This window comes from Propionivibrio soli (assembly GCF_025770765.1).
Lineage (GTDB): Bacteria > Pseudomonadota > Gammaproteobacteria > Burkholderiales > Rhodocyclaceae > Propionivibrio > Propionivibrio soli.
Genome location: NZ_JANZKY010000019.1, coordinates 1 through 20,410, shown reverse-complemented (window position 1 = coordinate 20,410; position 20,410 = coordinate 1). Strand labels below are relative to the sequence as shown.

The window sequence follows — 20,410 nt, the reverse complement described above, 5'->3', positions numbered from 1 at the left end:
AAGAAGCAAGCCCGACGCAACGGCCAAGCTTCCAGGACGGCGGCGAGAACCGGTCACCGCCGCCCTCCCCGCGGTTACCGGAGCGTTCGCGCCCGCTCTTGGACGTCCTGAACGCCGCGCGGCGATCCCGTTACCTAGTAGATTTCCTGCGCAAGGACTGCGATCGTAGTCCCTGCGCAAGCGCATGCCAAGTCAAGCAGCTTACATCGCGGGCCGGCGATGGCACGTACGCCGCCCGCGACGCCACGTCGGACCCGCCGACAAAGTCAGAATACGCGCGAAGATGCCATCGCGCCGCCGGAAGTGCCTTACCGACAGCGCGATGCCGCTCATCGATGGAGTTATTTCTTCTCGAATCGCGGATTGATCAGGTTTTCGAACGAGAACACTTCATCCCAATGTTCCTGGGTCATCAATTTTCGTTCTTTGACGACTACGTCATGCAACGACTTGCCGGTCTGATAACACTCGCGAGCGATCTCGGCACATTGCTTGTAGCCGAGCGAGGGCTTGAGGACCGTGATGATGCCCAGGGAGTTGAGGACCATGTTGCGCGTGTGCTCGGCGTTGGCCGTGATGCCGTCGATGCAATTGGCACGCAGGCTATTCACAGCGTTTTCCATCGTGAAGATGGACTTGAACAGCGCGTAGGTGATCACCGGCTCCATCACGTTGAGCTGCAGTTGCCCGGCCGACGCGGCAAGCGTCACCGTCAGGTCGAGGCCGATGACGAGGAAGCCCGTCTGGTTGACGACTTCGGGGATGACCGGATTGACCTTACCCGGCATGATCGAACTGCCAGGCTGCATCTGCGGCAAGTTGATCTCGTTGAGGCCACAACGCGGGCCCGAAGCAAGCATCCGGATGTCGTTGCAAATCTTCGTAAGCTTGGTCGACGTACGCTTCAACACACCGGAGAGCTGCACGTAGGCACCCGTGTCCGAAGTCGCTTCGACGAGGTCGCCGCCGAGGATGAACTGAACGTCGGTCAATTCGGACAAATACTTGGTGGCCAGTTGCGGATAGCCCGGCGCCGCGGTAACCGTCGTGCCGATCGCCGTTGCGCCGAGGTTGATCTCGCGCAGCAGGTTGCGAACTTCGGTGATGCGCTCGACCTCTTCCCCGATCGTCGTTCCCCAGCCGTGGAACTCTTGTCCGAGCGACATCGGTACGGCATCCTGCAAGTGTGTCCGGCCCATCTTTAGGACGCGCTCGAACTCCTTGGCCTTGGCGAAGAACGAACCCTGCAGCTTGCGCAACGCTTCCATGTAGCTCGCCAAGCGCAGAATCAACGCCAGACGGAAGGCGGTCGGATAGACGTCGTTGGTCGATTGACCGAAGTTGACGTGATCGTTCGGGTTGATGATGTGGTAGTCACCCTTCTTGTGCCCGAGCGACTCGAGCGCGACGTTGGCGATAACCTCGTTGGCGTTCATGTTCACCGAGGTGCCCGCGCCGCCCTGAATGAAGTCGGTGACGAAGTGTTCGCGCAACTCGCCTGCGATCAGGCGATCGCAAGCACTGATGATCGCATTGGCAATCTGCCCGTCGAGGCAGCCCAAATCGCGGTTGGCCATGGCGGCGGCCTTTTTGACGTAGCCGAAGGCTTTGACGAAATAGGGCTCGGCCGACATCTGCGTACCGGTGATGAAGAAGTTGTCTTTCCCTCGCTGCGTCTGGACGCCGTAGTAGGCATGCTCGGGAATCTGTTTTTCGCCGAGAAAATCTTTCTCGATTCGATACGTGGTTGCTTTGTGTTCGGACATGACGTTCCCCTGGTTGAATTGGATGAAGCCATGCTACGCGGGTGAATCGGGCAGGGTGACAGGTTATGCATTAATCGCATAACATCCCCGAAAAACCGCATACGCACGGATCGAGCGGAAGGAGAAGCAATGGAAATCCGGTGGATCGAAGACTTCCTGACCCTGGTCGATGCGCACGCTTTCTCGCGCGCCGCCGAGCGTCGCAACGTGTCGCAGCCAACGTTCAGTCGACATATCCAATCGCTCGAAGACTGGCTCGGGGTCGAGCTGATCGACCGCCGCATGCAAGGCGTCCAGCTCACCTCCGCCGGGCGCATCTTCCGCGGCTTCGCCGCCGATCTGCTACGGCGTACCTACGACATGCGCACCGTGCTGCGCGGGCAGGCGCCGGGCAGTGCTGAAACTGTCCACTTCTCGGTCGCCCACACTCTGTCGCTGACGTACTTCCCGCATTGGCTGAGCAAGCTAAAGATCGCCATGGGCAACGTCATCGTGCGCGTCGCGGCGGTCAACGTGTCGGAGGGCGCCGCCGCGCTGAACCAGGGTGGAACGGACCTGCTGATCAACTACCATCACCCGCAGCTGCCGGCTCTGCTCGACCCCGAGCGCTTCCAGCATCAGGTGCTGGCAACCGACCGCATGCTGCCTTTCTCGGCGCCGAACAAGGACGGCAAGCCGCGTTACCGTCTACCGGGCAACGTCGACAAACCGATACCGTTCCTCGCCTACTCCTCGGGCACCTACCTGTCGCACGTCGTCGAGATGATCCTGCTCGGTGCAGGAGAACGCTGTCACTTCGAGCGCTCGTTCGACACGCATATGTCCGAAGCGCTGAAAGCGATGATCATCGAAGGCCACGGCCTCGGGTGGCTTCCCGAGAGCTGTGTGCACAAGGAGTTGGCGGACAAGGCGCTGGTGGTCGCCGGGGCGCCGTCGTGGACCTGCCCGCTCGAAGTCCGCCTTTACCGCACAACGGAAAACGCGAATCCCTTGGTGGAACGAATCTGGCAGTTCTTTCGCTCCGGCGACGCCACGACTTAACACGCCGCAAGAATCGGGAGCCTTCGCGCGCAACGCAACCGGCGGGGACGACGCATAACGCCGCCCCTGTGCGCCTTATTGAATCAAGGCAATCCGTTGACCCGGCCTTCCTTGGGATATTCGATCGTATAGCCGACCTCGATCTTCCACGTTTCACCCGGCGCCAGCGCCTTCCGCCAGGCAACCACGCCGGTACGCCCCTTCCAATTCTCTTCGCTCGGCGGCGGCACGAGTTGGCGCTCGACGACGACTTCTTCCGACTGGCTCACCGGCGCGGATTCCAGCACGAGGACGTCCACAGTCTCCTTGTGCGCGCTCGATAACGCGAAAACGTCCGCGACCTTTCGCTGCGCTTTCTGGCCGACGAAGCCGCCACTGCCCGATTGTTGATCCTTGCGTTCGACGGCGACGCGCAGCAGATCGTCCTGGCCGAAGCCCAGTGTCAAACGTGGCGAAGTGTCGGGCGTCCAACGTGTCGCCCCGACGTAGTGGCCGTCGCGGAAAAGTTGGATCGCGCCGGGCAGCCAAATCCCGGCCGGACGATCGAACTCGGCGACCAACACCGGAGCGCGATCCAGGCGCGGGGCAACGCGCACGGCTTGCTTGACGGCAGCCTGTTGCTTCCCAAGCGTGACGGCGACCTCACGCCCGTCGGCCGGCAGCGTCGCCGCGCCGGGCACCTCGAACTCGGCGGCGAAAGCACCTTGCGTCTCGATCACCGGCGCCACGTAGTTATCATCGGCGGCATCCGCCGCCTTGGCCATCGCCGGCGCCGATGCCGGCATTGGCGCCGGCGCCGCGGCAAACGCGCGTTGCGACTCCTGCGCGGGCATCGGCTTCACGTACGTAAGGCGACGCGTCTGCGGTTCCGCCGGGTCGCGATACGCCTGCGGCTGCCCGGTGGATAAGCGCAAGCGAACGCCGGACCAATCCTCACCTGTTTTCTGCGATACAAGCGCCATACGCTCGAGATCGACCGTTCCCTTCGCGGAATCGAGAGCGGCGCGATATGTCGGTTGCCAGCCGGCGCGATTCACCTGATACGACACGCGGATCTGCCCCGGACGTTCGGCGGCTGTGCGTACTGAAACGCCGCGCAACACTTTGTTGCCGCTCTGTACCTGTTTGAGTTCGAAGAGCACTCGGTCGAGCTCTTCCTTGAATTCTCGCTTGCGGATCTCCGCTTGCTGTGCGCGCTGCAACGCCTTCGCGGCCGACGCACCGATCGTCTCTGCCACGCCAGCGGCAACCTTGCCATCGAGTTGGGCTTTGTCACCGCCCGTACTGCCGATGCGGCCCAGATAGCCAGTGACCAGTTCGGCGGACTTCACCTCGATATCGAGCGCGTCGATCCTGTCCTGCAACTCCTGGCTCCTTTTCTGCAGTTCCTTCTCCCGCGGATGTACGCCTGGCTGTTTGCCGGTTTCCAGAACCGTGATCTGGCCGACCCGAACCCCAACGCCGGCCTGCACGGAGAGCGTGTTGCTGTCGAAGACGGCCGGGATGTCGTTGATCTCGACGAGGCTGTTTCCGGCCGGCACCTGCACCGTGCGTTCCACGGTCGCACTGCCGGGAAAGACGACGACGGAGGTGATCGGCGCGTCCGCCCCGATGGCGGAGTTCAGGGCGACGTGTGCCGCTATCAACGTTCCGACGTGGATCAGGCGAAACCGCATGACTCTTCTCCCTTTATGTCCAGATCATGAAGCTCGGAGTATTTGCGCGATCCTGCAACCGGTCAAGGCACTGTCCCCTCGTGTTTGAGCACAGCATTCACGTTCGATGCCGACGTGCAGGCAAAAAAAACCCGCACCAGTACCGGCGCGGGTTAAGGAGATAATGCCTTCTTTGCGTGTTACACGTTCGCTTCCGCAGCCGCTTCGACGAACTCCGGAATCTGGTCGAAGTTCATGTAGCGGTACACGTCGGCCGCCTTGGCGTTGACGGCCTTGATCTGCTCCATGTACTCGGCGACGGTCGGGATCTTGCCCATCAAAGAGCACATCGCGGCGAGTTCGGCTGAGCCGAGGTAGACGAGCGTATCGATGCCCAGGCGGTTCGGGAAGTTGCGCGTCGAGGTTGACATGGCCGTCGCCCCCTTGCGCACCTGCGCCTGGTTACCCATGCACAGCGAGCATCCCGGCATTTCCATGCGCGCACCGCTCTTGCCGAGTACGCCGTAGTAGCCTTCCTCGGTCAGTACCATGGCGTCCATCTTGGTCGGCGGAGCGATCCACAGACGGGTCGGGATGTCGCTCTTACCGTCGAGCACCTTGCCGGCCGCGCGGAAGTGACCGATGTTGGTCATGCACGAACCGATGAAGACTTCGTCGATCTTGGTGCCGGCGACTTCGGACAGCAGTTTCACGTCGTCCGGGTCGTTCGGGCAGGCGACGATCGGTTCCTTGATGTCCGCTAGATCGATTTCGATTACGGCGGCATACTCGGCGTCGGCGTCGGCCTTCAGCAGTTGCGGATCGGCGATCCATGCTTCCATGGCCTTGACGCGGTTGGCCAGCGTCTTGGCATCGCTGTAACCGTTGGCGATCATCCACTTCAAGAGCGTGGTGTTCGACCGCAGGTACTCGATGATCGGTTCCTTGTTCAACTGCACCGTACAGGCGGCGGCAGAGCGCTCGGCCGAGGCGTCGGTCAGTTCAAAGGCTTGTTCGACCTTCAGATCCGGCAGGCCTTCGATTTCGAGGATGCGGCCGTTGAAGACGTTCTTCTTGCCCTTCTTCTCGACGGTCAGCAAGCCCTGCTTGATCGCGTAGTACGGGATGGCGTTGACGAGATCGCGCAGCGTGATGCCGTCGTTCATCTTGCCCTTGAAGCGCACGAGGACGGACTCGGGCATGTCGAGCGGCATCGTGCCGGTGGCGGCTGCAAAGGCCACCAGCCCGGAACCGGCCGGGAACGAGATACCGATCGGGAAGCGGGTGTGCGAGTCGCCGCCGGTACCGACGGTATCCGGCAGGCACATGCGGTTGATCCAGCTGTGGATGACGCCGTCGCCTGGGCGTAACGAAACGCCGGAACGAGTGGTGATGAAACCCGGCAGCGTACGGTGCGTCTTGATGTCGACGAGCTTCGGATACGCCGCGGTGTGGCAGAACGACTGCATGACGAGATCGGCGGAGAAGCCGAGGCAAGCCAGATCCTTCAGTTCGTCGCGGGTCATCGGGCCGGTGGTGTCCTGCGATCCGACGGTGGTCATCTTCGGTTCGCAGTAGGCGTTCGGGCGGACGCCCTTGCCATTGGGCAAGCCGCAGGCGCGGCCGACCATCTTCTGCGCCAGCGTGTAGCCCTTGCCGGTATCGGCCGGTTCCTGTGGCGACTTGAACAGCGTCGAGGGCGGCAGGCCCAGCGCCGCACGGGCACGCGCCGTGAGGCCGCGGCCGATGATCAGCGGGATACGGCCGCCGGCGCGCACTTCATCAAGGATCACCGGGGTCTTCAGTTGCGATTCGGCGATGACTTGGCCGCCCTTGAGCGCGACGACCTTGGTCGTGGCCGCGTCGATCTTCAGTTCGATCTCGTCGCCCATTTCCATCTTGGTGACGTCGATCTCGACCGGCAGCGCGCCGGAATCTTCCAGCGTGTTGTAGAAGATCGGAGCGATCTTGGAGCCGAGGGCGACCCCGCCGCAGCGCTTGTTCGGCACGAAGGGAATATCTTCGCCCGTCCACCACAACACGGAGTTGGCTGCGGACTTGCGCGACGAGCCGGTGCCGACCACATCGCCGACGTAGGCGATCAGGTTCCCTTTTTTGGCCAGCGCTTCGAGTTGCTTGATCGGGCCGCGCACACCGGGCTGCTCGGGTTCGATGCCGGGACGCGGATTCTTCAGCATGGCAAGCGCATGCATCGGAATATCGGGACGTGTCGTGGCATCAGGCGCCGGCGACAGGTCGTCGGTATTGGTCTCGCCGGTGACCTTGAATACGGTAATTTTCTGTACGGCCGGGACTTGCGGCCGCGAGGTGAACCACTCGGCGTCGGCCCATGACTGGATGACGGCCTTGGCGTTCGCGTTGCCTTTGTCGGCGAGCGCCTTGACGTCGTTGAAGTAGTCGAAAATGAGTAGCGTCTTCTTCAGCGCCTCCGCCGCCACGGCGCCGACTTCGGCATCGCCGAGGACGTCGATCAACGGCTTGATGTTGTAGCCGCCAAGCATCGTGCCGAGCAGTTCGGTCGCCTTGGCTTTCGAGACCAAGGCACACGTTTCGGTGCCCTTGGCGAGTTTGGCGAGGAACTCCGCCTTGACCTTCGCCGCGTCGTCCACACCGGCAGGCACGCGATGCGTCAGGAGCTCGACGAGGAATTGTTCTTCGCCCTTCGGCGGGTTTTTCAGCAAACCGACCAACTCCTCGGTTTGCTTCGCCGACAGCGGCAGCGGCGGGATGCCAAGCGCAGCGCGCTCAGCGGCATGGGCACGATACGATTCCAGCATGGGGAGCTTCCTTTCTATACGTTACCAGGTGGAAAACCGAGGGGTCTGTGCGCGGTATTTTACGCAGGAAAACGACGGCTCAAGACACTCCGTTGATGACATTTCGGACTGATCTTGTACCAAAACGGCAAAACGGCCGATCAACTCAATCGGCATAAATCGGCAAATAGCCACTCGCTTGCGGACACGGCCGGCCAAGTGGTCAATCCAATCCGCCGGCCGCAACGAGTTCTATCGTTTCGCCCGCGTAACCAACGCGCTGCCCGGGGCGCAGCTTCGCGCGCTTGCGTTTTTCGGTAACGCCGTCGACGCTGACCTCACCCGCTTCGATCACGCTGTGCGCGAAACCGCCCGAATGGCAAAGGCCGGTGACCTTGAGCACCTGATCGAGTTGAATGAACTCACCGCGCACTTCCAGTTGAACGGCCATACCAGGCTCCGGTTGATCGAGAGGTCAAAGGGCGAGCGGCGGCAAACCATGCCGCCGTCGCGCCCGGTCGCACGCATCGTCGCCCATCCCGAGCGGCGCATAGGGCGCGAAGTCCCGGCACGGCCCGGGGCGCTCACGGTAGATCGTGCAACGAACCTCTTTGCCGACTTCGCCGGCCAGCGCGGCGCAACGCGGCGGCGCCTCGTCGGTACCGCGCATCCGTACCAGGGTCGCCGTCAGCGGAACAGTCAGAGACGCCGGCACGCCCGCCTTGCCGTCAATGGCAAGTTCGGAACAGTGGAAATCGACACGAAACGCCGCACAACACGCTCCGCAACTCAAGCAGGCTTGATCAGACACCTTCTATTTGGACCCTAGCGAAAGGAAAAGGAATTGTCTCCCAGGGGCGACCTCGCCGCAAACATTCCACGCCAGCCGCACAGACTCCTTCACCGGGCATCGGATGCCAGCTTTTCCCCGAGCCAGTCGCCTTGCGGGGCCACGTGGACACGCATGGAGCGAAGCAGTTCCACGGGCTGCTCGGCTACGTGAAAAAGGTTGAGATGAGGCGGTTTGATGAACCCCTCGGCCGACATGTGCCGCACCATAGCCAGCAATGGGTCGAAGAAGCCTCGGACGTTGAGCAATCCGACCGGCTTGGCATGGATGTGCAGTTGGGCCCAGGTGATGATCTCGAAGAGTTCGTCGAGCGTACCGTAGCCGCCAGGCAGTGCGACGAAAGCTTCGGCGCGCTGGGCCATGGCGGCCTTGCGCGCATGCATGCTGTCGACGACGACGAGTTCCGTCGCCTGAGGATGCGCCAGTTCCCGCTTCTCCATGAACGAGGGTATGACGCCATAAACACGCCCTCCCGTGGATAGAACGCTGTCGGCCACAACGCCCATGAGACCCACGTTGCCACCGCCCCAGACAAGTTCGATGCCTTCGCTGGCCAGCAGTTGGCCGAAACTGGCCGCAGCCGACGCGAAGGCCGCATCGTGCCCGGAAGAAGAACCACAGAAGACGCAAACCGAACGCATGGACACACACCAAGAAACAAAACACATAATTATTGCTGATAACTCGGCCGCCTGCGTTTCAAAGACACCTTCGGAGGCATTGGGCGTTCAGTCAACCGCGCCAATGAAGGGCGTCAACCCTTGAGACTACCGCTCAAGACAGGCGATGGCCCAGATCGATCGTTGCCCGATACAGCGCGTGCCCCGATGTCAGGTACTTGCGCTCGAACGGCGTCAGCGGCTCGGCTGGGACATAGTCCTCCGACACCACCGGCCGGCTTGTCAGGCACTCGACGGCAAAGCAGAACTCGTCGATGTAAATGCGCCAGTTGGTACGGCATTCGAGAAGGCCGCCGAGCGCAAGCACGGTCGGAAACACCGGGTGTCCGTGCCAGCGACGGGCCACGTGCCCGATCTTCGGCCATGGGTTGGGGTACAGGAGGTAATGACGCGCCAGCGCGATTCCGGCTCCTTGCAACAAACGCCAGTAGTCCACGAGATCGGCGCGCACGAGATCAAGGTTCCCGGGCAGGCCAGTCAGAGCGTTCTTGCCCGGGATGTTGCGCGCCAGCCGTGAAGCGGACTGATCGACGCCGATCACGTAGTGATCCGGGAACGCCCGCGCGAGAGCGATCGTGCTTTCACCGACGCCGCATCCGGCATCGAGGATCAGCGGCAGGCCGGCGGCAACCTGCTCCCGGCGCTCCATGCTCGCTTCGAAGGCGGCCCGGTTGTAATCGGCGAAGGGTTTGCGGAAAGGTGCCGCGCGATGGCGGTCCAGCAGCGAAGACAGGTTTTCGTGTGTTCCCGTTTGCGCTCCGGCCGGTACGCGCGAGTTACCGGACTGGTCGCTTTTCATCACGCCGCCTCGGCCACGAGGAGTCTCTCCTCGGGGACGCCGTGGTGCGCAAGCATACGCTCCGTCTCTTCGATGCCGCGCAGCGGACGTACCGCAGCGTAAAGCGCCTGTGCTTCGGGAAACGTTGTGCGCAGCGCGTTCAGCCATAGTTTCAGGCGTCCGGGCGCATGGGCCGGCAGCACGCGCCCCTGCACCTGGCACCAGAACTCGCCGAGCAGCGGTAGGAGCGCGGCCCAATCGTCGCGGCGCGATGTCTCCATGTTCGCATCAAGGTCGGGCTGAGAAGTGTAAGCACGGATGCGACGGGCAAGAAACGGATCCGCAACTGCGCCGCGGCCGATCATCACGTCAGCACAGCCCGTGACCTGCCGGCAACGAACGTAATCGGCTGGGGTCCACACCTCTCCGTTGGCCGTCACCGGAATGGGTACCGACTCGCGGATCCGCGCTACCCACTCCCAATGGGCCGGGGGTCGATACCCGTCTTCCTTAGTCCGCGCATGAACGACGAGCGATCCCGCACCGCCGTGTGCCAGCGCTTGCGCACACTCGATTGCCTTGCTGGTATCACGCACACCGAGACGCATCTTGGCCGACACAGGAATCGCCGCCGGAACGGCTCCTCGCACCGCCTCTACGATACGTTGCATCGTGGCGGGATCGTCGAGCAACATGGCTCCTCCGCCATGGCGGTTCACCGTCGGCGCCGGGCAGCCGAAGTTAAGGTCGATACCGACGGGCGACAAGCTCGCCAGTTGAGCGGCGTTCTCGGCCATACAGACGGGGTCGCTACCCAGCAACTGAACGACGACCGGCGTTCCAGCCCACGTCCGGCTGCCGTTATCGAGCTCAGGGCAAATGCGACGGAACGTGCGCGGCGGCAGCAACGAGCCGGAGACGCGGACGAACTCGCTTACTGCCGCGTCGTAACCGCCGATGCGGGTCAGGACGTCGCGCAGGACGCAGTCGGCCAGCCCTTCCATCGGGGCGAGGAGCAATCTTCCCATGAGCGGATAGGAGTTTCGAGAGGCGCCATTCTACCCTTCGCCTCGCGCGCTCCTGCTGTCCCTTTCGACAACGGAGTCGCTCACCGCGCAAGATCGAAGCCGCGGAAGAGAACGGCGGAGCTATTCCTCAGATCGGCGCGGCCCCCCGCTGCCGCGCAAGCAATCGAGACTGGAAGTCGATAACCTGGGCGCGCGGGCGTTGAAGCGGTGCCGGATCATTCGACGCCATGGCGGCGGTCGACCGCGCGTAGCGTTGAAGCTCGCTGTCCATGCGCAGGAAACTTTCCCACATTAGGTTTTGGATCTTGATCAGTGCGCCGAGCGGCGAACCCGCCCGACGGCGGATGCCGTCGATGCGAAATTGCAATTGCCGCAGGCGAAGCTGGAGCCGTTCGGGCGCCCGAAGGATGCAGTTCTCCACGAGATCGTGGCGTAAGGTCTCAAATGCCTGCGGGTCTTCGCTGGCAAGCCTTGCAAGCGCTTCCTGACTCGGAAGCGCCATGGGTTTGGGCGTGCTCATACGCACTTCTCCTGGTAAATCACTGCGCGGACGTCGGTTGGACCGCCTTTTTTTCCGGATGTTTGCCGCAATGCTGACGGAATACAAACCACAACACGTTCAACGAGAGGAAAACCCTGACGAAAACCTCTGTCCGAGGACAATTTGTGCATTGGCGCCGTGGCCCCATCTGCTGTGCCATGCGCGAGGAGAACCGCGTAAAACGATCGACCGTGACGAGTCCTTGGAGTTCTAGTCCCGGCGGCGCGCTGGGCGGCGAACTCGGGACGTCGCGAGGAGCAAGAGGATGAGCCCGGCGGCAATCAAGGCCACGGCGCTCGGTTCGGGGATTTGCGCTGCTGCCGAGGTAATCGCGAACCGGTTGACGTTCAGGCCATAGTTGAACTGACTCAGTTCCATGTACGCCGGGGACGTACCGCCGAGAACAGCCCTCGTAAGCAGCATGTCCGGATCGGTCAGCGATTCGATGAGAGCTTTGTCCCACGGGCCATCCTCCGGCCGCGGGGAGAAACTGAGGTTATAGGCCAAGAAGCCGAAGCGGTCCCCCGCCACCCACAACTGGAACTGATATTGGTAACGGTTGTACCCGATCGATGAGATGGACTGGCTCAGGGAGAAGGGCCGCAAGGCCAGGGGTGCTCTGTCGTCGAACTGCACGCTCAGCGCCTCGATGTGAGAAAAGGGCATCGTGCCCGAGGAGTCGCTGCTCACGGAGAACCGCGGCACGCCGGTGAAGTAGTCGTGCACCGTTCTGCCGCTCGGGTCGAGCACGTCGGCGTACGTGAAATCAGTCGGCATCGTGTTGAGCTGGTACGAGACGTTGAAGGTTCCGTCCGGGTATTCCTCCCCCGCGGAATACGTACCGCCGAACTGGAACTTCAGGCTTGCCGCCTGAAGTGGGAGTGCAATCAACAGCATAAGCATGAAGGAAATGCGCTTCATAGACAGAACCCTCAACAACAACCAAGCACCACCGGCATGGAAGACTGGATCCCGCCCAAACCGGCCCAAAGATAAGCTCTGGGCACGAACAAACTCTCGTTCCCTGACCGCCAAGATGGGCACTCGCCGTCCTCGTTCTTCGCCGCACTGACAAGGACCGGGCCAAATCGACCCACCCGATTGACTGGTCGCCGATAGCCTCGCGGGATCGGCAAAAGTCGTTCCCGCCTGCCAGGCACTCGCAGTGCGCAAGGCGGCCTTTGGGCAAATGCACGGGGCTCATACAGGCGGCGCAGGATGCGTTTGACCGCTGCCGCTACCATGGCCGATACTCCATTCCTTTGGCCCCAATCACCGGCGTAGCCGGTTCCAGACCATGACGCACCAACGCGCCGCCGCCCTGATGGTTCTTGCAACGCTGATGTGGAGCATGGCGGGCGTGGTGACCCGGCATCTCGACGCGGCACGCAGTTTCGAGGTCACTTTCTGGCGCAGCTTCTTCAACGCCTCGATGTTGACCTTGGTCCTCGTCACCATGCGCGGCAGCGGTCTTTGGCGTGGTATCGCCCGCGCGCCTTGGCCGTTATGGGCTTCCGGTGCTTGCTGGGCGGTGATGTATACCGCATTCATGGTCGCCATGACGCTGACAACGGTCGCAAACGTCCTCGTCACCATGGCCATCGGGCCATTAATCACCGCCCTGTTCTCCCGCCTGTTTCTGGGCCACCGGTTGCCGGGCCGCACCTGGCTAGCCATCGTGCTGGCGAGTCTGGGCATTGCCTGGATGTTCGGACGCGACGCGGCTTCCGGCGCTTCGTTCGCCGGTACGTTAATCGGAGCTTTCGTCCCGGTGGCCGCCGCCATCAACTGGACCGTTTTGCAGTTCGCGTCGGGGACTTCCGCCGACTCGGGCAGCGACGAGGGAATCGACATGCTGCCGGCCGTTTTGATCGGCGCCACGCTGTCGGCCATCGTGACGCTCCCGTTTGCCTATCCCTTTCAGGCCAACGCGCACGATCTCGGGTTGCTCGGATTGCTCGGCGTGGCCCAACTGGCCATCCCCTGTCTGCTCGTCGTGCGCCTGACACGGGAATTACCCGCGCCGGAAATTTCGTTGCTCAGCCTGCTCGAAGTCGTGTTCGGGGTCACCTGGGCTTGGCTGGGCGCCGATGAGCGGCCTTCCAGTGACACACTAATAGGCGGCGGGCTGGTGATTGGTGCGCTGGTTTTCAATGAGTTGCTCGGGATGGGGCAGCGCCGCCGCGAACGGTTGTCAACGGTTCAACCGTAGCAGAATGCCCTTCAACGCGGGGGACGATCCATTGAAAGTAGGCCGGACCGAGCAAAGCGCTACAGGAAGCGGTTTTGGATAGACCCGATAGGCCCTAGCGCTCGCGCACGCGGCGTTGCGCACTGCGTGCGTGCGGCAACCAGCCGCGCCACTGCCATCGTGAGAGCATCAGCAGACCGCGCACCCATTCGTCGGCGGCGTAAACAATGAAGATTCCGGGCAACCCGAAGACCCGGCTCAGGAAGTACGAACCCAAACCGAGCACGAAGGCAAACGACCCGACGCTGGCAACCACCGGATAAACGACGTCCCCCGTGGCGCGGAGTGCCGCCGTGACGACCAGATTGAAGACGCGGCCCCCTTCGAGGCCGATCGCAATCCACAGCAGCGTTTGCGCCGCATGGATCACCGCCGGGTCCTTGGTAAAAATCCGCATCAACCACGGAGCGGTCAATGCAGCGATGAGCGCCATGCTGCATGAAGCAAGCAAGCCATTGCGCAGGCTCTTACGCACGAGTTCGTGTGCTTGCCTGAAATAACCGGCGCCGACGAGACGCCCGACCATGATCTCGACAGCCCAACCGATCGCCAGGCTGATCAGGAAGACGTAGCGCAACAGCTGCAGCACATACGAATGGGTAGCAAGCGCGACGACGCCCAAGCGGGCGACGCTGGCCAGAGAAACCATGAACGCCGCCCGATACCCAAGCTCGGCCGACGCGCCGGGTAGTCCGATGCGCAACACCGGTGCGAGGATCAATGGCTGGAACTTCCACCAGTCGCGCCGCGTCGGGATGAGCTTCATGCGTCGGCGCCATAGCCACAGATGCAGTGTCAAGCCGACGGCGCGGCTGGCAAACAGAGCCTGCGCGAAACCGTACAGGCCGAAGCCTTCCCATTCGCCGACGCCCAGCATGAGCGGAACGGCAAGCGCGAGGTGAACGCAGTGCATGACGATCATCACCCTTAGCGAGTCGCGCACGTGCAGATGGGCACGCAAGATGGCTGCCATGGTGAGGTTGTAGCCGTCCATCATCGCTGCCGGGGCGAGAAGCTGCAGGTACGGCGCCACCATGGGCACGATCTCGTCCGGCGCATTGAGCAGATCAAGGATCAGCTCGTTGGCAAGAAGCAGGATCGCCACCAACCCAAGGCCCGACCAGGTACACGCCCCGAGGCCCGCCAGCGCGGTGGTCCGCGCCCGGTCGGTCTGTTCGCCGCCGAGCAGTTGGGTGATCACGACGCCCATACCGATAGCCAGGACGCGGAAAACCACGTAAAGCGATTCAAGCAATTGGGTGGCCAAACCAAGGCTGGCCGCGGCGCCGTCCGACGTATGCGAGGCGAGCCACAGCCCGATGATCGCCACCGTGTAGGCGAGCAGAAACTCGCCGAGGATCGGGCCGGCAATGGCGTTGATTCGCGGGCGGTTGGGAAGGGGCATCTACGCGAGGAGGTCTCGGGGCTCGACTACCCGGAAACAGCGGGGCGACGTTTTTGGGGAACAACGACTTGCTGCGGCTGTTTCCATCATAGCAAGGGGCGCCCGCCCCCGGTAGCGGCCTGCAACCCCGAGGAGCGATGCCGAAAGGGCCGGCCGCGATCCTCGCTTCTCCGACATCTTCCCACCGTGCTGGCTGATCGCGATCGTCGGCCGATGTGGACCGGGGTTTCTCCACGGCGGGCTGGAACACGGTATGGTGAACGGCGCTTGCTCCTCTACGTGTGGCCCATGAACTTGCCGTTTCCGAATTGCTTGCCCTCCGCGCCCTGGCGGCTGGCCACCGTCATCTGGGCGCTTCTCGCCGCCCTGGCGCTGCCGGCGACCGCGCAAACGCCCACACCAACCCCGCTCGCGGCAGCCCATGCCGCCGCAGAAACGCCTTGGCAGGCCAGTCTCGACGCTTTCGCCGCCGCCGATGCAGCTCAATTGCCGCCTCCGGGTGGCGTCCTTTTCGTCGGAAGTTCGTCGATCCGCTTGTGGAACGACCTGGAAGAGCAGTTCGACGCACCGGTAATCGTCAAACGCGGTTTCGGCGGCTCCCGCATGTCGGACTGCACGCGCTATCTTCAGCGCCTGGTGTTACCGTACAAACCTCGCCTCGTCATCGTATACGCCGGCGATAACGACCTGGCCGAGGGCCGCTCTCCGCAAGACATCCTGCGCAGTTTCAACGAGTTCGTAGACGGGGTCCGCGCCGAACTGCCGGAGACCCGCATCACTTTCCTCTCGATCAAACCCAGTCCGCTACGCGCCCCGTTGCTGGGAAAAATCCGCGAAACGAACCGGCTTGTCGCCGACTTCGTCGCCGCGAGGCCGGGGCTGGGTTACATCGACGTGTTCTCGCGGATGATCGACGAGAACGGGATGCCGCGGAGCGAGCTATTTCGCGACGACGCGCTGCACCTGAACGAGGCAGGCTACGCGGTTTGGCGCGAGGTGATCGCCGGGTACCTGCGATGAAGTCCGGCGCCCTTCGATTCCTGCCGACGCCGGCTTGCCCGCTTCGCGTCGGCTGAACTCGGCACTGATCAGGGCCACGACGTAAAGCGTCGGCAGGCTCGCGGCAAGAATCACGACGTCGATCCACAGCCGCCTTTCGGGCAGGCTTTCGCCGACCAATGCGAGCGCAAGCAGCGAGAGGACAAGGTGCGTGCAGAAAACCGGCAATCCCTCGGCGCCAATGATTTCCAGGGGCCGCAATCGCGGCAACCGGGCGTAGAGATCGGTACCGAACTGCATCGTAAGCACCATCAGTGCAAAGAGATTGAGCAGCCGCAACGGTCCGAGGAACCACTTGTCCTGCAATTGATTGAGTTGAGGATCGGAAAACGGCACCTGCCCGACCAGATGGCGCCACGAAAAGCCGACGATGGCCACGGCCGCGGCGACGAGGATCAGCCAGCGCGGGAAATTGTCGGGAAGCGCCTTGCTTTCCGGGGTGACGGACTGAGCGCCCATCCACAGGCCGAGAACCCAGAGAAACTGCCAGCCGAACCATTCGAAAGACCCGGTGTGCTCCACCGGAACGCGAATGCGGAACGTTCCGGCCAAGAACTCGTACAGGACGAGCCCCAAGCCCAACTGGCAAGCAAGCCACAAGATCATGCTTCCCGCAAACACGCCCAGCCAGCCGCGGCGCGCCCCCCAGTTGAGGAGAACGGGACTGGCCAGCATGAACAGGACGTACATCGGCAGAATGTCGAGCAGCGGGGGATTGTGGATCAGGAACAGCGACGAAACGACCGCCGTCCAGGGGTGCCCCCAAAAGAACGACATAAGGTTGATGATAGCCTCTCGTCCCGTTTTCGATCCCAATGCGGCAATAACGGTAAACAGAAACGCAAGGAGCGCGACCTGGCACAAGTAGATTTTCGCCGCCCGCTTCACGGCCGCCCGCCGCATGGCGGCCGCGCCCTCCTTGCGCTGACGTTGCATGTAGACCGCGCCGGCAAGGAAGCCGGAGAGCAGGACGAAACCTTCCGCCGCCGATACGTAACCGAACGGCTGACCGATCGGAATGGCAAAACGGGTGGGCAGATGCGTCAGCGTCATCAACAAGAGCATCAGGCCGCGCAAGGCGTCAAATTCGGGTCGGCGGGTCATACCGTCCTCCGGGCTCTCGTCGACGCGGAGTCAAAACGCGTCGACCATTAAGGAGAGAGTCCGATATCGCGCCGTCGGCAGGACGGGCAGATACGAAAAGTTATCCTTTTTTTGAGACCCGGCTACGCCGAGGGCTGACATTCATCGTGCCTCGTCGCCGCGCCTTTTGCCCTTCCCTTGATAATCGACCGTTTTCGCCGCCAAACGTTCGGTCTGAGGAGCCCGCGATCCTGATGAAGCCCGCGATAAAGGGGTTGCGGCCATCGCTGGCGACGCGCCGCGTCGAGGAACGGCAATTGTTGCCACAGCGCCGGAGATGGGGCCGCGAATCTGTCCGATAGGTGCATCGCTCGCCACTCGTTGTGGGCTTGTTCGTTCCGTCCTCCCCGTTTACCATCGCCGCCGTTCAGGAGGCCACGATGACGACCTACATACCCAATGAGCAGCGCTACGACACCATGCCCTACCGCCGGTCGGGGCGCAGCGGTCTGAAACTCCCCACCCTCTCGCTCGGGCTCTGGCAAAACTTCGGCGAAAGCACCGACTACGCAACGGCGCGCGCTCTGCTGCTGCGCGCCTTCGACCTTGGCATCACGCACTTCGATCTTGCCAACAACTACGGACCGCCACCCGGAGCGGCCGAGGAACTCCTCGGACGCGTCCTCGCCACCGACCTCGCGCCGTATCGCGACGAGTTGATTATTTCGACGAAGGCTGGCTACCTGATGTGGCCTGGCCCGTACGGTGTCGACGGCTCGCGCAAGAGCCTGCTCGCCAGCCTGAACCAGAGTTTGAAGCGGATGCGCCTCGATTACGTCGATATTTTCTATTCGCACCGTTACGACCCCGATACGCCGCTCGAGGAAACGATGGGTGCGCTGGCCACGGCCGTGCGCCAGGGCAAAGCGCTGTACGCGGGCATCTCGTCATACTCGGCGAAGAAGACGCGCGAAGCCTCTGCGCTATTGCGGCAGATGGGCACGCCCTGCGTGATTCACCAGCCGTCATACTCGATGCTCAATCGCTGGGTCGAGGACGAACTGCTCGGCACCCTGAAGGATGAGGGAATCGGCTGCATCGCGTTCTCGCCGCTGGCGCAAGGGCTGCTGACCAACAAGTACTTAGGCGGCATACCGGCCGGATCGCGCAAGGCGAAAGGTACGGCGTCGTTCCGCGACAACTACCTGACGCCCGCCAACCTGGAAAAGATCCGTCACCTCTCCGAAATCGCCGAACGTCGCGGGCAGACGCTGGCCCAGATGGCACTGGCCTGGGTATTGCGCCACCCGCAGGTCACCTCCGCATTGATCGGCGCCAGCCGGATCAGTCAGTTGGAAGAAAACATCGCCGCCTTGTCGAATCTGGCCTTCTCGCCGGCAGAACTCGCGGAAATCGACGTTTGGGCCCGCGACGCCGATCTCAATATCTGGGCCGCCTCGAGTCTCGCCGGCTGATTTCGTACCGTCGAGAAACCGCGTATAGCTGTCGATACTCCTCGCCAGCGGTTGAAAAACGGCGGCTGGCGAGTGAACCGCGAGGAACTTTTCAGACCCGGTGCGTCTCTGAAAAACGCGCATCGGCCTCGTTGCGTGCAGGCCAAGCCCGTTTGGGTCCGGTTGGTCCACTTTTTGCGTTAACGAGGCCTCTCCGCGGTGCGTGTTCGTTTCCTGTCGTAACGCCCAGCCGGTTGTCCGGATGGGCGTCGCGCGGCTTCAACCGTCTGCAGGAGGACACATGCCCATATCCTTGCCCCAAGCGCTTCACCGCACGACCAGCCGTGCCTTTGTCATGGCCGCTTGCGGCTTAGCTTTCGCCGCCGCCTCCCCCGCCGCTCATGCGATTTTCATCAACTTCGATGACATCCCCTACTATCCTTATCCTGGGGGAGGTGACCCTGACTTCTTCGCTTATCACCCGCTGTCCAACGAGTACCAGTCAAAAGGTTTGCTCATCGGGGACGGGGGTTATCTGCAGAAGTATCACGAGGGCGACCCGAACGCGCTTTCCAGCCCGAACTACCTTCTCGTATCCGTCTTCGTACCTTTGATATTTGTCGGTCCTCTCCCGACCTACGTCAGCCTATACGTCAGCGCGGCGTTGCAAGACGCGGTTTCCCTCTCCTTCTATGGCACCTCAGGCCTTCTCGGTACGGTGAGTACAGGCGGCGCGACCTACCCGGGCGACCCGAACGAGCATCCTTACCAGCCGAACGAGTTTGTGAGCTTCACCGCGCCGTCCGGCATTTCGCAGATAAACATCTCGGCGTACTACAACACGCGGGCCGACGCGATGATCGACAACCTCACGTATCTGTACGCGCCGACGGCCGTCCCCGAGCCATCTTCCGCGGCCTTGCTGGCGATGGGTTTGGTCGGCTTCGCTTGGCATCGCCGACGGGGCCGGTCCCGGGATGCGTGACCACTTCCCGGCGTAACACCTGGCCGGTTTTCCCGGATTGACTTCCCGCGATTTCAAACCTCTGCTGGAGGACATATGCCTATTTCGTTGCCTCGCGCACTTCGCCGCATGGCCGGCCGTGCGTTCGCCACGGCTATCTGCGGCCTGACTTTCGCAGCCGTCTCACCGGCTGCTCATGCCGTATTCATTGATTTCGACGACATCCCGCGGCTCCCTTATCCTGGCATCGGAGATCCGTTTGCTTTCGACTACCACCCGCTGACGAACGAATACCTTTCCCAAGGCTTAATGATTGATGACGGCTATCTGAACGAGTATTGGAGCGGCTATGAGCACCCCGTGTCCGGGCCCAATTTCCTGCTCGGAGGCGCGATACTGCAACTCCACTTTGTCGGGACGCTTCCCACTTTCGTCAGCATGTATGTGAGCGCCGGGATTCAAGACCAACTCACTCTCGCCTTTTCTGGACCTTCGGGATTCCTGGGATATGTCTTCACCGCTGGGGAGTCATATCCGGACAACCCCGATCAACGGCCCTATGAGCCCAATCAGTTTGTGACTTTCCAAGCCCCGTCAGGCATTTCTTACATAAATATCTGGGGGTATTTCGACCGACCGGCCGACGCCATGATCGACGACCTGACATACCGTTACGCAGCAACAGCCGTCCCAGAGCCACCTTCCGCGGCCTTGCTCGGGCTGGGTTTGCTCGGTATCGCCTGGCGAGTGGGAGAACGGCGAAAATCCCGATCGACAAAGGAACCCGGGAGCGCATAAGGAGGCTCAAAGTCGGCCGTGCAATCTATCGGGCGAAAATCGGGAATCGATGCCACGACGCAAAAGTAACGGCCTCCGTAAGGAGGCCGTTGTGTTTCGTTTCGAGCTTCGCGCCGCAAATGTGGGTCTCGGGGAGCCGCCGACGGCAGCCGAGCCGGTTTAGTGGCGCCGCTTACCGGATGACGCGAGCGCCCTTGCCCTTCATGGCGGCTTCGACTTCCTCGACACGCACCATCGAGGTATCGCCGGGGGTGGTCATCGCCAAGGCACCGTGTGCCGC

Annotated in this window: 18 protein-coding genes; 6 read left to right on the top strand and 12 right to left on the bottom strand. The window is 62.3% G+C overall.

Going from position 1 to position 20,410, the window contains the following annotated elements; genetic code table 11:
• Positions 1–341 precede the first annotated feature (341 nt).
• Positions 342–1,766 carry an aspartate ammonia-lyase gene (locus tag NZ453_RS19570; protein ID WP_263772604.1) on the bottom strand — a complete coding sequence of 475 codons (1,425 nt, stop codon included), beginning with the start codon at positions 1,764–1,766 and terminating at the stop codon, positions 342–344.
• Positions 1,767–1,895: 129 nt separating this feature from the next.
• Here NZ453_RS19570 and NZ453_RS19565 point away from each other — a divergent pair, with 129 nt between their 5' ends.
• Entirely contained in the window at positions 1,896–2,807 is a 912-nt protein-coding gene (locus NZ453_RS19565; RefSeq protein WP_263772603.1) for a LysR substrate-binding domain-containing protein, read from the top strand.
• A gap of 83 nt (positions 2,808–2,890) precedes the next feature.
• Here the strand turns inward: NZ453_RS19565 and NZ453_RS19560 are convergent, their stop codons facing one another.
• The 9 genes from NZ453_RS19560 to NZ453_RS19520 all read right to left on the bottom strand — a co-directional run bounded on the left by NZ453_RS19560 (position 2,891) and on the right by NZ453_RS19520 (position 12,037).
• Complete coding sequence (locus tag NZ453_RS19560; protein ID WP_263772602.1) at positions 2,891–4,483, bottom strand: DUF4139 domain-containing protein; 1,593 nt, start codon at positions 4,481–4,483, stop codon at positions 2,891–2,893.
• 179 nt (positions 4,484–4,662) lie between these two features.
• Positions 4,663–7,260, bottom strand: coding sequence for a bifunctional aconitate hydratase 2/2-methylisocitrate dehydratase (locus NZ453_RS19555; protein ID WP_263772601.1), 2,598 nt, complete (start codon positions 7,258–7,260; stop codon positions 4,663–4,665).
• A gap of 202 nt (positions 7,261–7,462) precedes the next feature.
• A complete protein-coding gene (locus NZ453_RS19550; RefSeq protein ID WP_263772600.1) occupies positions 7,463–7,690 on the bottom strand; it encodes an RNA-binding S4 domain-containing protein in 228 nt (75 codons plus the stop codon).
• Positions 7,691–7,714: 24 nt separating this feature from the next.
• Positions 7,715–8,050 carry a YkgJ family cysteine cluster protein gene (locus NZ453_RS19545; RefSeq protein ID WP_263772599.1) on the bottom strand — a complete coding sequence of 112 codons (336 nt, stop codon included), beginning with the start codon at positions 8,048–8,050 and terminating at the stop codon, positions 7,715–7,717.
• A gap of 89 nt (positions 8,051–8,139) precedes the next feature.
• Entirely contained in the window at positions 8,140–8,730 is a 591-nt protein-coding gene (locus NZ453_RS19540) for an LOG family protein (RefSeq protein WP_263772598.1), read from the bottom strand.
• A gap of 133 nt (positions 8,731–8,863) precedes the next feature.
• A complete protein-coding gene (trmB, locus tag NZ453_RS19535; RefSeq protein ID WP_263772597.1) occupies positions 8,864–9,568 on the bottom strand; it encodes a tRNA (guanine(46)-N(7))-methyltransferase TrmB in 705 nt (234 codons plus the stop codon).
• A complete protein-coding gene (locus tag NZ453_RS19530) occupies positions 9,568–10,575 on the bottom strand; it encodes a tRNA dihydrouridine synthase (RefSeq protein ID WP_263772595.1) in 1,008 nt (335 codons plus the stop codon). The genes trmB and NZ453_RS19530 overlap by 1 nt, the downstream gene beginning before the upstream one ends.
• A 127-nt stretch (positions 10,576–10,702) precedes the next feature.
• Positions 10,703–11,095: a DUF3135 domain-containing protein gene (locus NZ453_RS19525; protein WP_263772594.1), complete on the bottom strand. Its 393-nt coding sequence runs from the start codon at positions 11,093–11,095 to the stop codon at positions 10,703–10,705.
• A 231-nt stretch (positions 11,096–11,326) separates the two neighbouring features.
• The gene (locus NZ453_RS19520; RefSeq protein ID WP_263772592.1) at positions 11,327–12,037 is read right to left on the bottom strand and encodes a hypothetical protein; all 711 of its coding nucleotides are present in this window, start codon (positions 12,035–12,037) and stop codon (positions 11,327–11,329) included.
• Between the two features lie 376 nt (positions 12,038–12,413).
• Between NZ453_RS19520 and NZ453_RS19515 the strand changes: the two genes are divergently transcribed.
• Positions 12,414–13,328: a DMT family transporter gene (locus NZ453_RS19515; protein WP_263772590.1), complete on the top strand. Its 915-nt coding sequence runs from the start codon at positions 12,414–12,416 to the stop codon at positions 13,326–13,328.
• A gap of 94 nt (positions 13,329–13,422) precedes the next feature.
• On the opposite strand, the gene NZ453_RS19510 is transcribed toward NZ453_RS19515, so the two are convergent.
• Positions 13,423–14,772: an MATE family efflux transporter gene (locus tag NZ453_RS19510; protein WP_263772589.1), complete on the bottom strand. Its 1,350-nt coding sequence runs from the start codon at positions 14,770–14,772 to the stop codon at positions 13,423–13,425.
• 288 nt (positions 14,773–15,060) lie between these two features.
• On the opposite strand from NZ453_RS19510, the gene NZ453_RS19505 reads away from it, so the two are divergent.
• Positions 15,061–15,792 (top strand): SGNH/GDSL hydrolase family protein, encoded by a 732-nt coding sequence (locus NZ453_RS19505; RefSeq protein ID WP_263772588.1) that lies wholly within the window; start codon positions 15,061–15,063, stop codon positions 15,790–15,792.
• Here NZ453_RS19505 and opgC read toward each other — a convergent pair.
• Complete coding sequence (gene opgC / locus NZ453_RS19500) at positions 15,712–16,935, bottom strand: OpgC domain-containing protein (RefSeq protein ID WP_263772587.1); 1,224 nt, start codon at positions 16,933–16,935, stop codon at positions 15,712–15,714. The genes NZ453_RS19505 and opgC overlap by 81 nt on opposite strands.
• A gap of 419 nt (positions 16,936–17,354) precedes the next feature.
• Here opgC and mgrA point away from each other — a divergent pair, with 419 nt between their 5' ends.
• From mgrA to NZ453_RS19485, 3 genes are all read left to right on the top strand, one after another.
• Positions 17,355–18,389 (top strand): L-glyceraldehyde 3-phosphate reductase, encoded by a 1,035-nt coding sequence (gene mgrA / locus NZ453_RS19495; protein ID WP_263772586.1) that lies wholly within the window; start codon positions 17,355–17,357, stop codon positions 18,387–18,389.
• Between the two features lie 280 nt (positions 18,390–18,669).
• Complete coding sequence (locus tag NZ453_RS19490) at positions 18,670–19,353, top strand: PEP-CTERM sorting domain-containing protein (RefSeq protein ID WP_263772585.1); 684 nt, start codon at positions 18,670–18,672, stop codon at positions 19,351–19,353.
• A gap of 75 nt (positions 19,354–19,428) precedes the next feature.
• Positions 19,429–20,130: a PEP-CTERM sorting domain-containing protein gene (locus NZ453_RS19485; RefSeq protein WP_263772583.1), complete on the top strand. Its 702-nt coding sequence runs from the start codon at positions 19,429–19,431 to the stop codon at positions 20,128–20,130.
• Positions 20,131–20,410 lie beyond the last annotated feature (280 nt).

Bases quoted from the DNA above. Each gene is read 5' to 3' on its own strand.
- NZ453_RS19570 (WP_263772604.1), bottom strand. From the start codon at position 1,766: ATGTCCGAACACAAAGCAACCACGTATCGAATCGAGAAAGATTTTCTC.
- NZ453_RS19565 (WP_263772603.1), top strand. From the start codon at position 1,896: ATGGAAATCCGGTGGATCGAAGACTTCCTGACCCTGGTCGATGCGCAC.
- NZ453_RS19560 (WP_263772602.1), bottom strand. From the start codon at position 4,483: ATGCGGTTTCGCCTGATCCACGTCGGAACGTTGATAGCGGCACACGTC.
- NZ453_RS19555 (WP_263772601.1), bottom strand. From the start codon at position 7,260: ATGCTGGAATCGTATCGTGCCCATGCCGCTGAGCGCGCTGCGCTTGGC.
- NZ453_RS19550 (WP_263772600.1), bottom strand. From the start codon at position 7,690: ATGGCCGTTCAACTGGAAGTGCGCGGTGAGTTCATTCAACTCGATCAG.
- NZ453_RS19540 (WP_263772598.1), bottom strand. From the start codon at position 8,730: ATGCGTTCGGTTTGCGTCTTCTGTGGTTCTTCTTCCGGGCACGATGCG.
- trmB (WP_263772597.1), bottom strand. From the start codon at position 9,568: ATGAAAAGCGACCAGTCCGGTAACTCGCGCGTACCGGCCGGAGCGCAA.
- NZ453_RS19530 (WP_263772595.1), bottom strand. From the start codon at position 10,575: ATGGGAAGATTGCTCCTCGCCCCGATGGAAGGGCTGGCCGACTGCGTC.
- NZ453_RS19525 (WP_263772594.1), bottom strand. From the start codon at position 11,095: ATGAGCACGCCCAAACCCATGGCGCTTCCGAGTCAGGAAGCGCTTGCA.
- NZ453_RS19520 (WP_263772592.1), bottom strand. From the start codon at position 12,037: ATGAAGCGCATTTCCTTCATGCTTATGCTGTTGATTGCACTCCCACTT.
- NZ453_RS19515 (WP_263772590.1), top strand. From the start codon at position 12,414: ATGACGCACCAACGCGCCGCCGCCCTGATGGTTCTTGCAACGCTGATG.
- NZ453_RS19510 (WP_263772589.1), bottom strand. From the start codon at position 14,772: ATGCCCCTTCCCAACCGCCCGCGAATCAACGCCATTGCCGGCCCGATC.
- NZ453_RS19505 (WP_263772588.1), top strand. From the start codon at position 15,061: ATGAACTTGCCGTTTCCGAATTGCTTGCCCTCCGCGCCCTGGCGGCTG.
- opgC (WP_263772587.1), bottom strand. From the start codon at position 16,935: ATGACCCGCCGACCCGAATTTGACGCCTTGCGCGGCCTGATGCTCTTG.
- mgrA (WP_263772586.1), top strand. From the start codon at position 17,355: ATGACGACCTACATACCCAATGAGCAGCGCTACGACACCATGCCCTAC.
- NZ453_RS19490 (WP_263772585.1), top strand. From the start codon at position 18,670: ATGCCCATATCCTTGCCCCAAGCGCTTCACCGCACGACCAGCCGTGCC.
- NZ453_RS19485 (WP_263772583.1), top strand. From the start codon at position 19,429: ATGCCTATTTCGTTGCCTCGCGCACTTCGCCGCATGGCCGGCCGTGCG.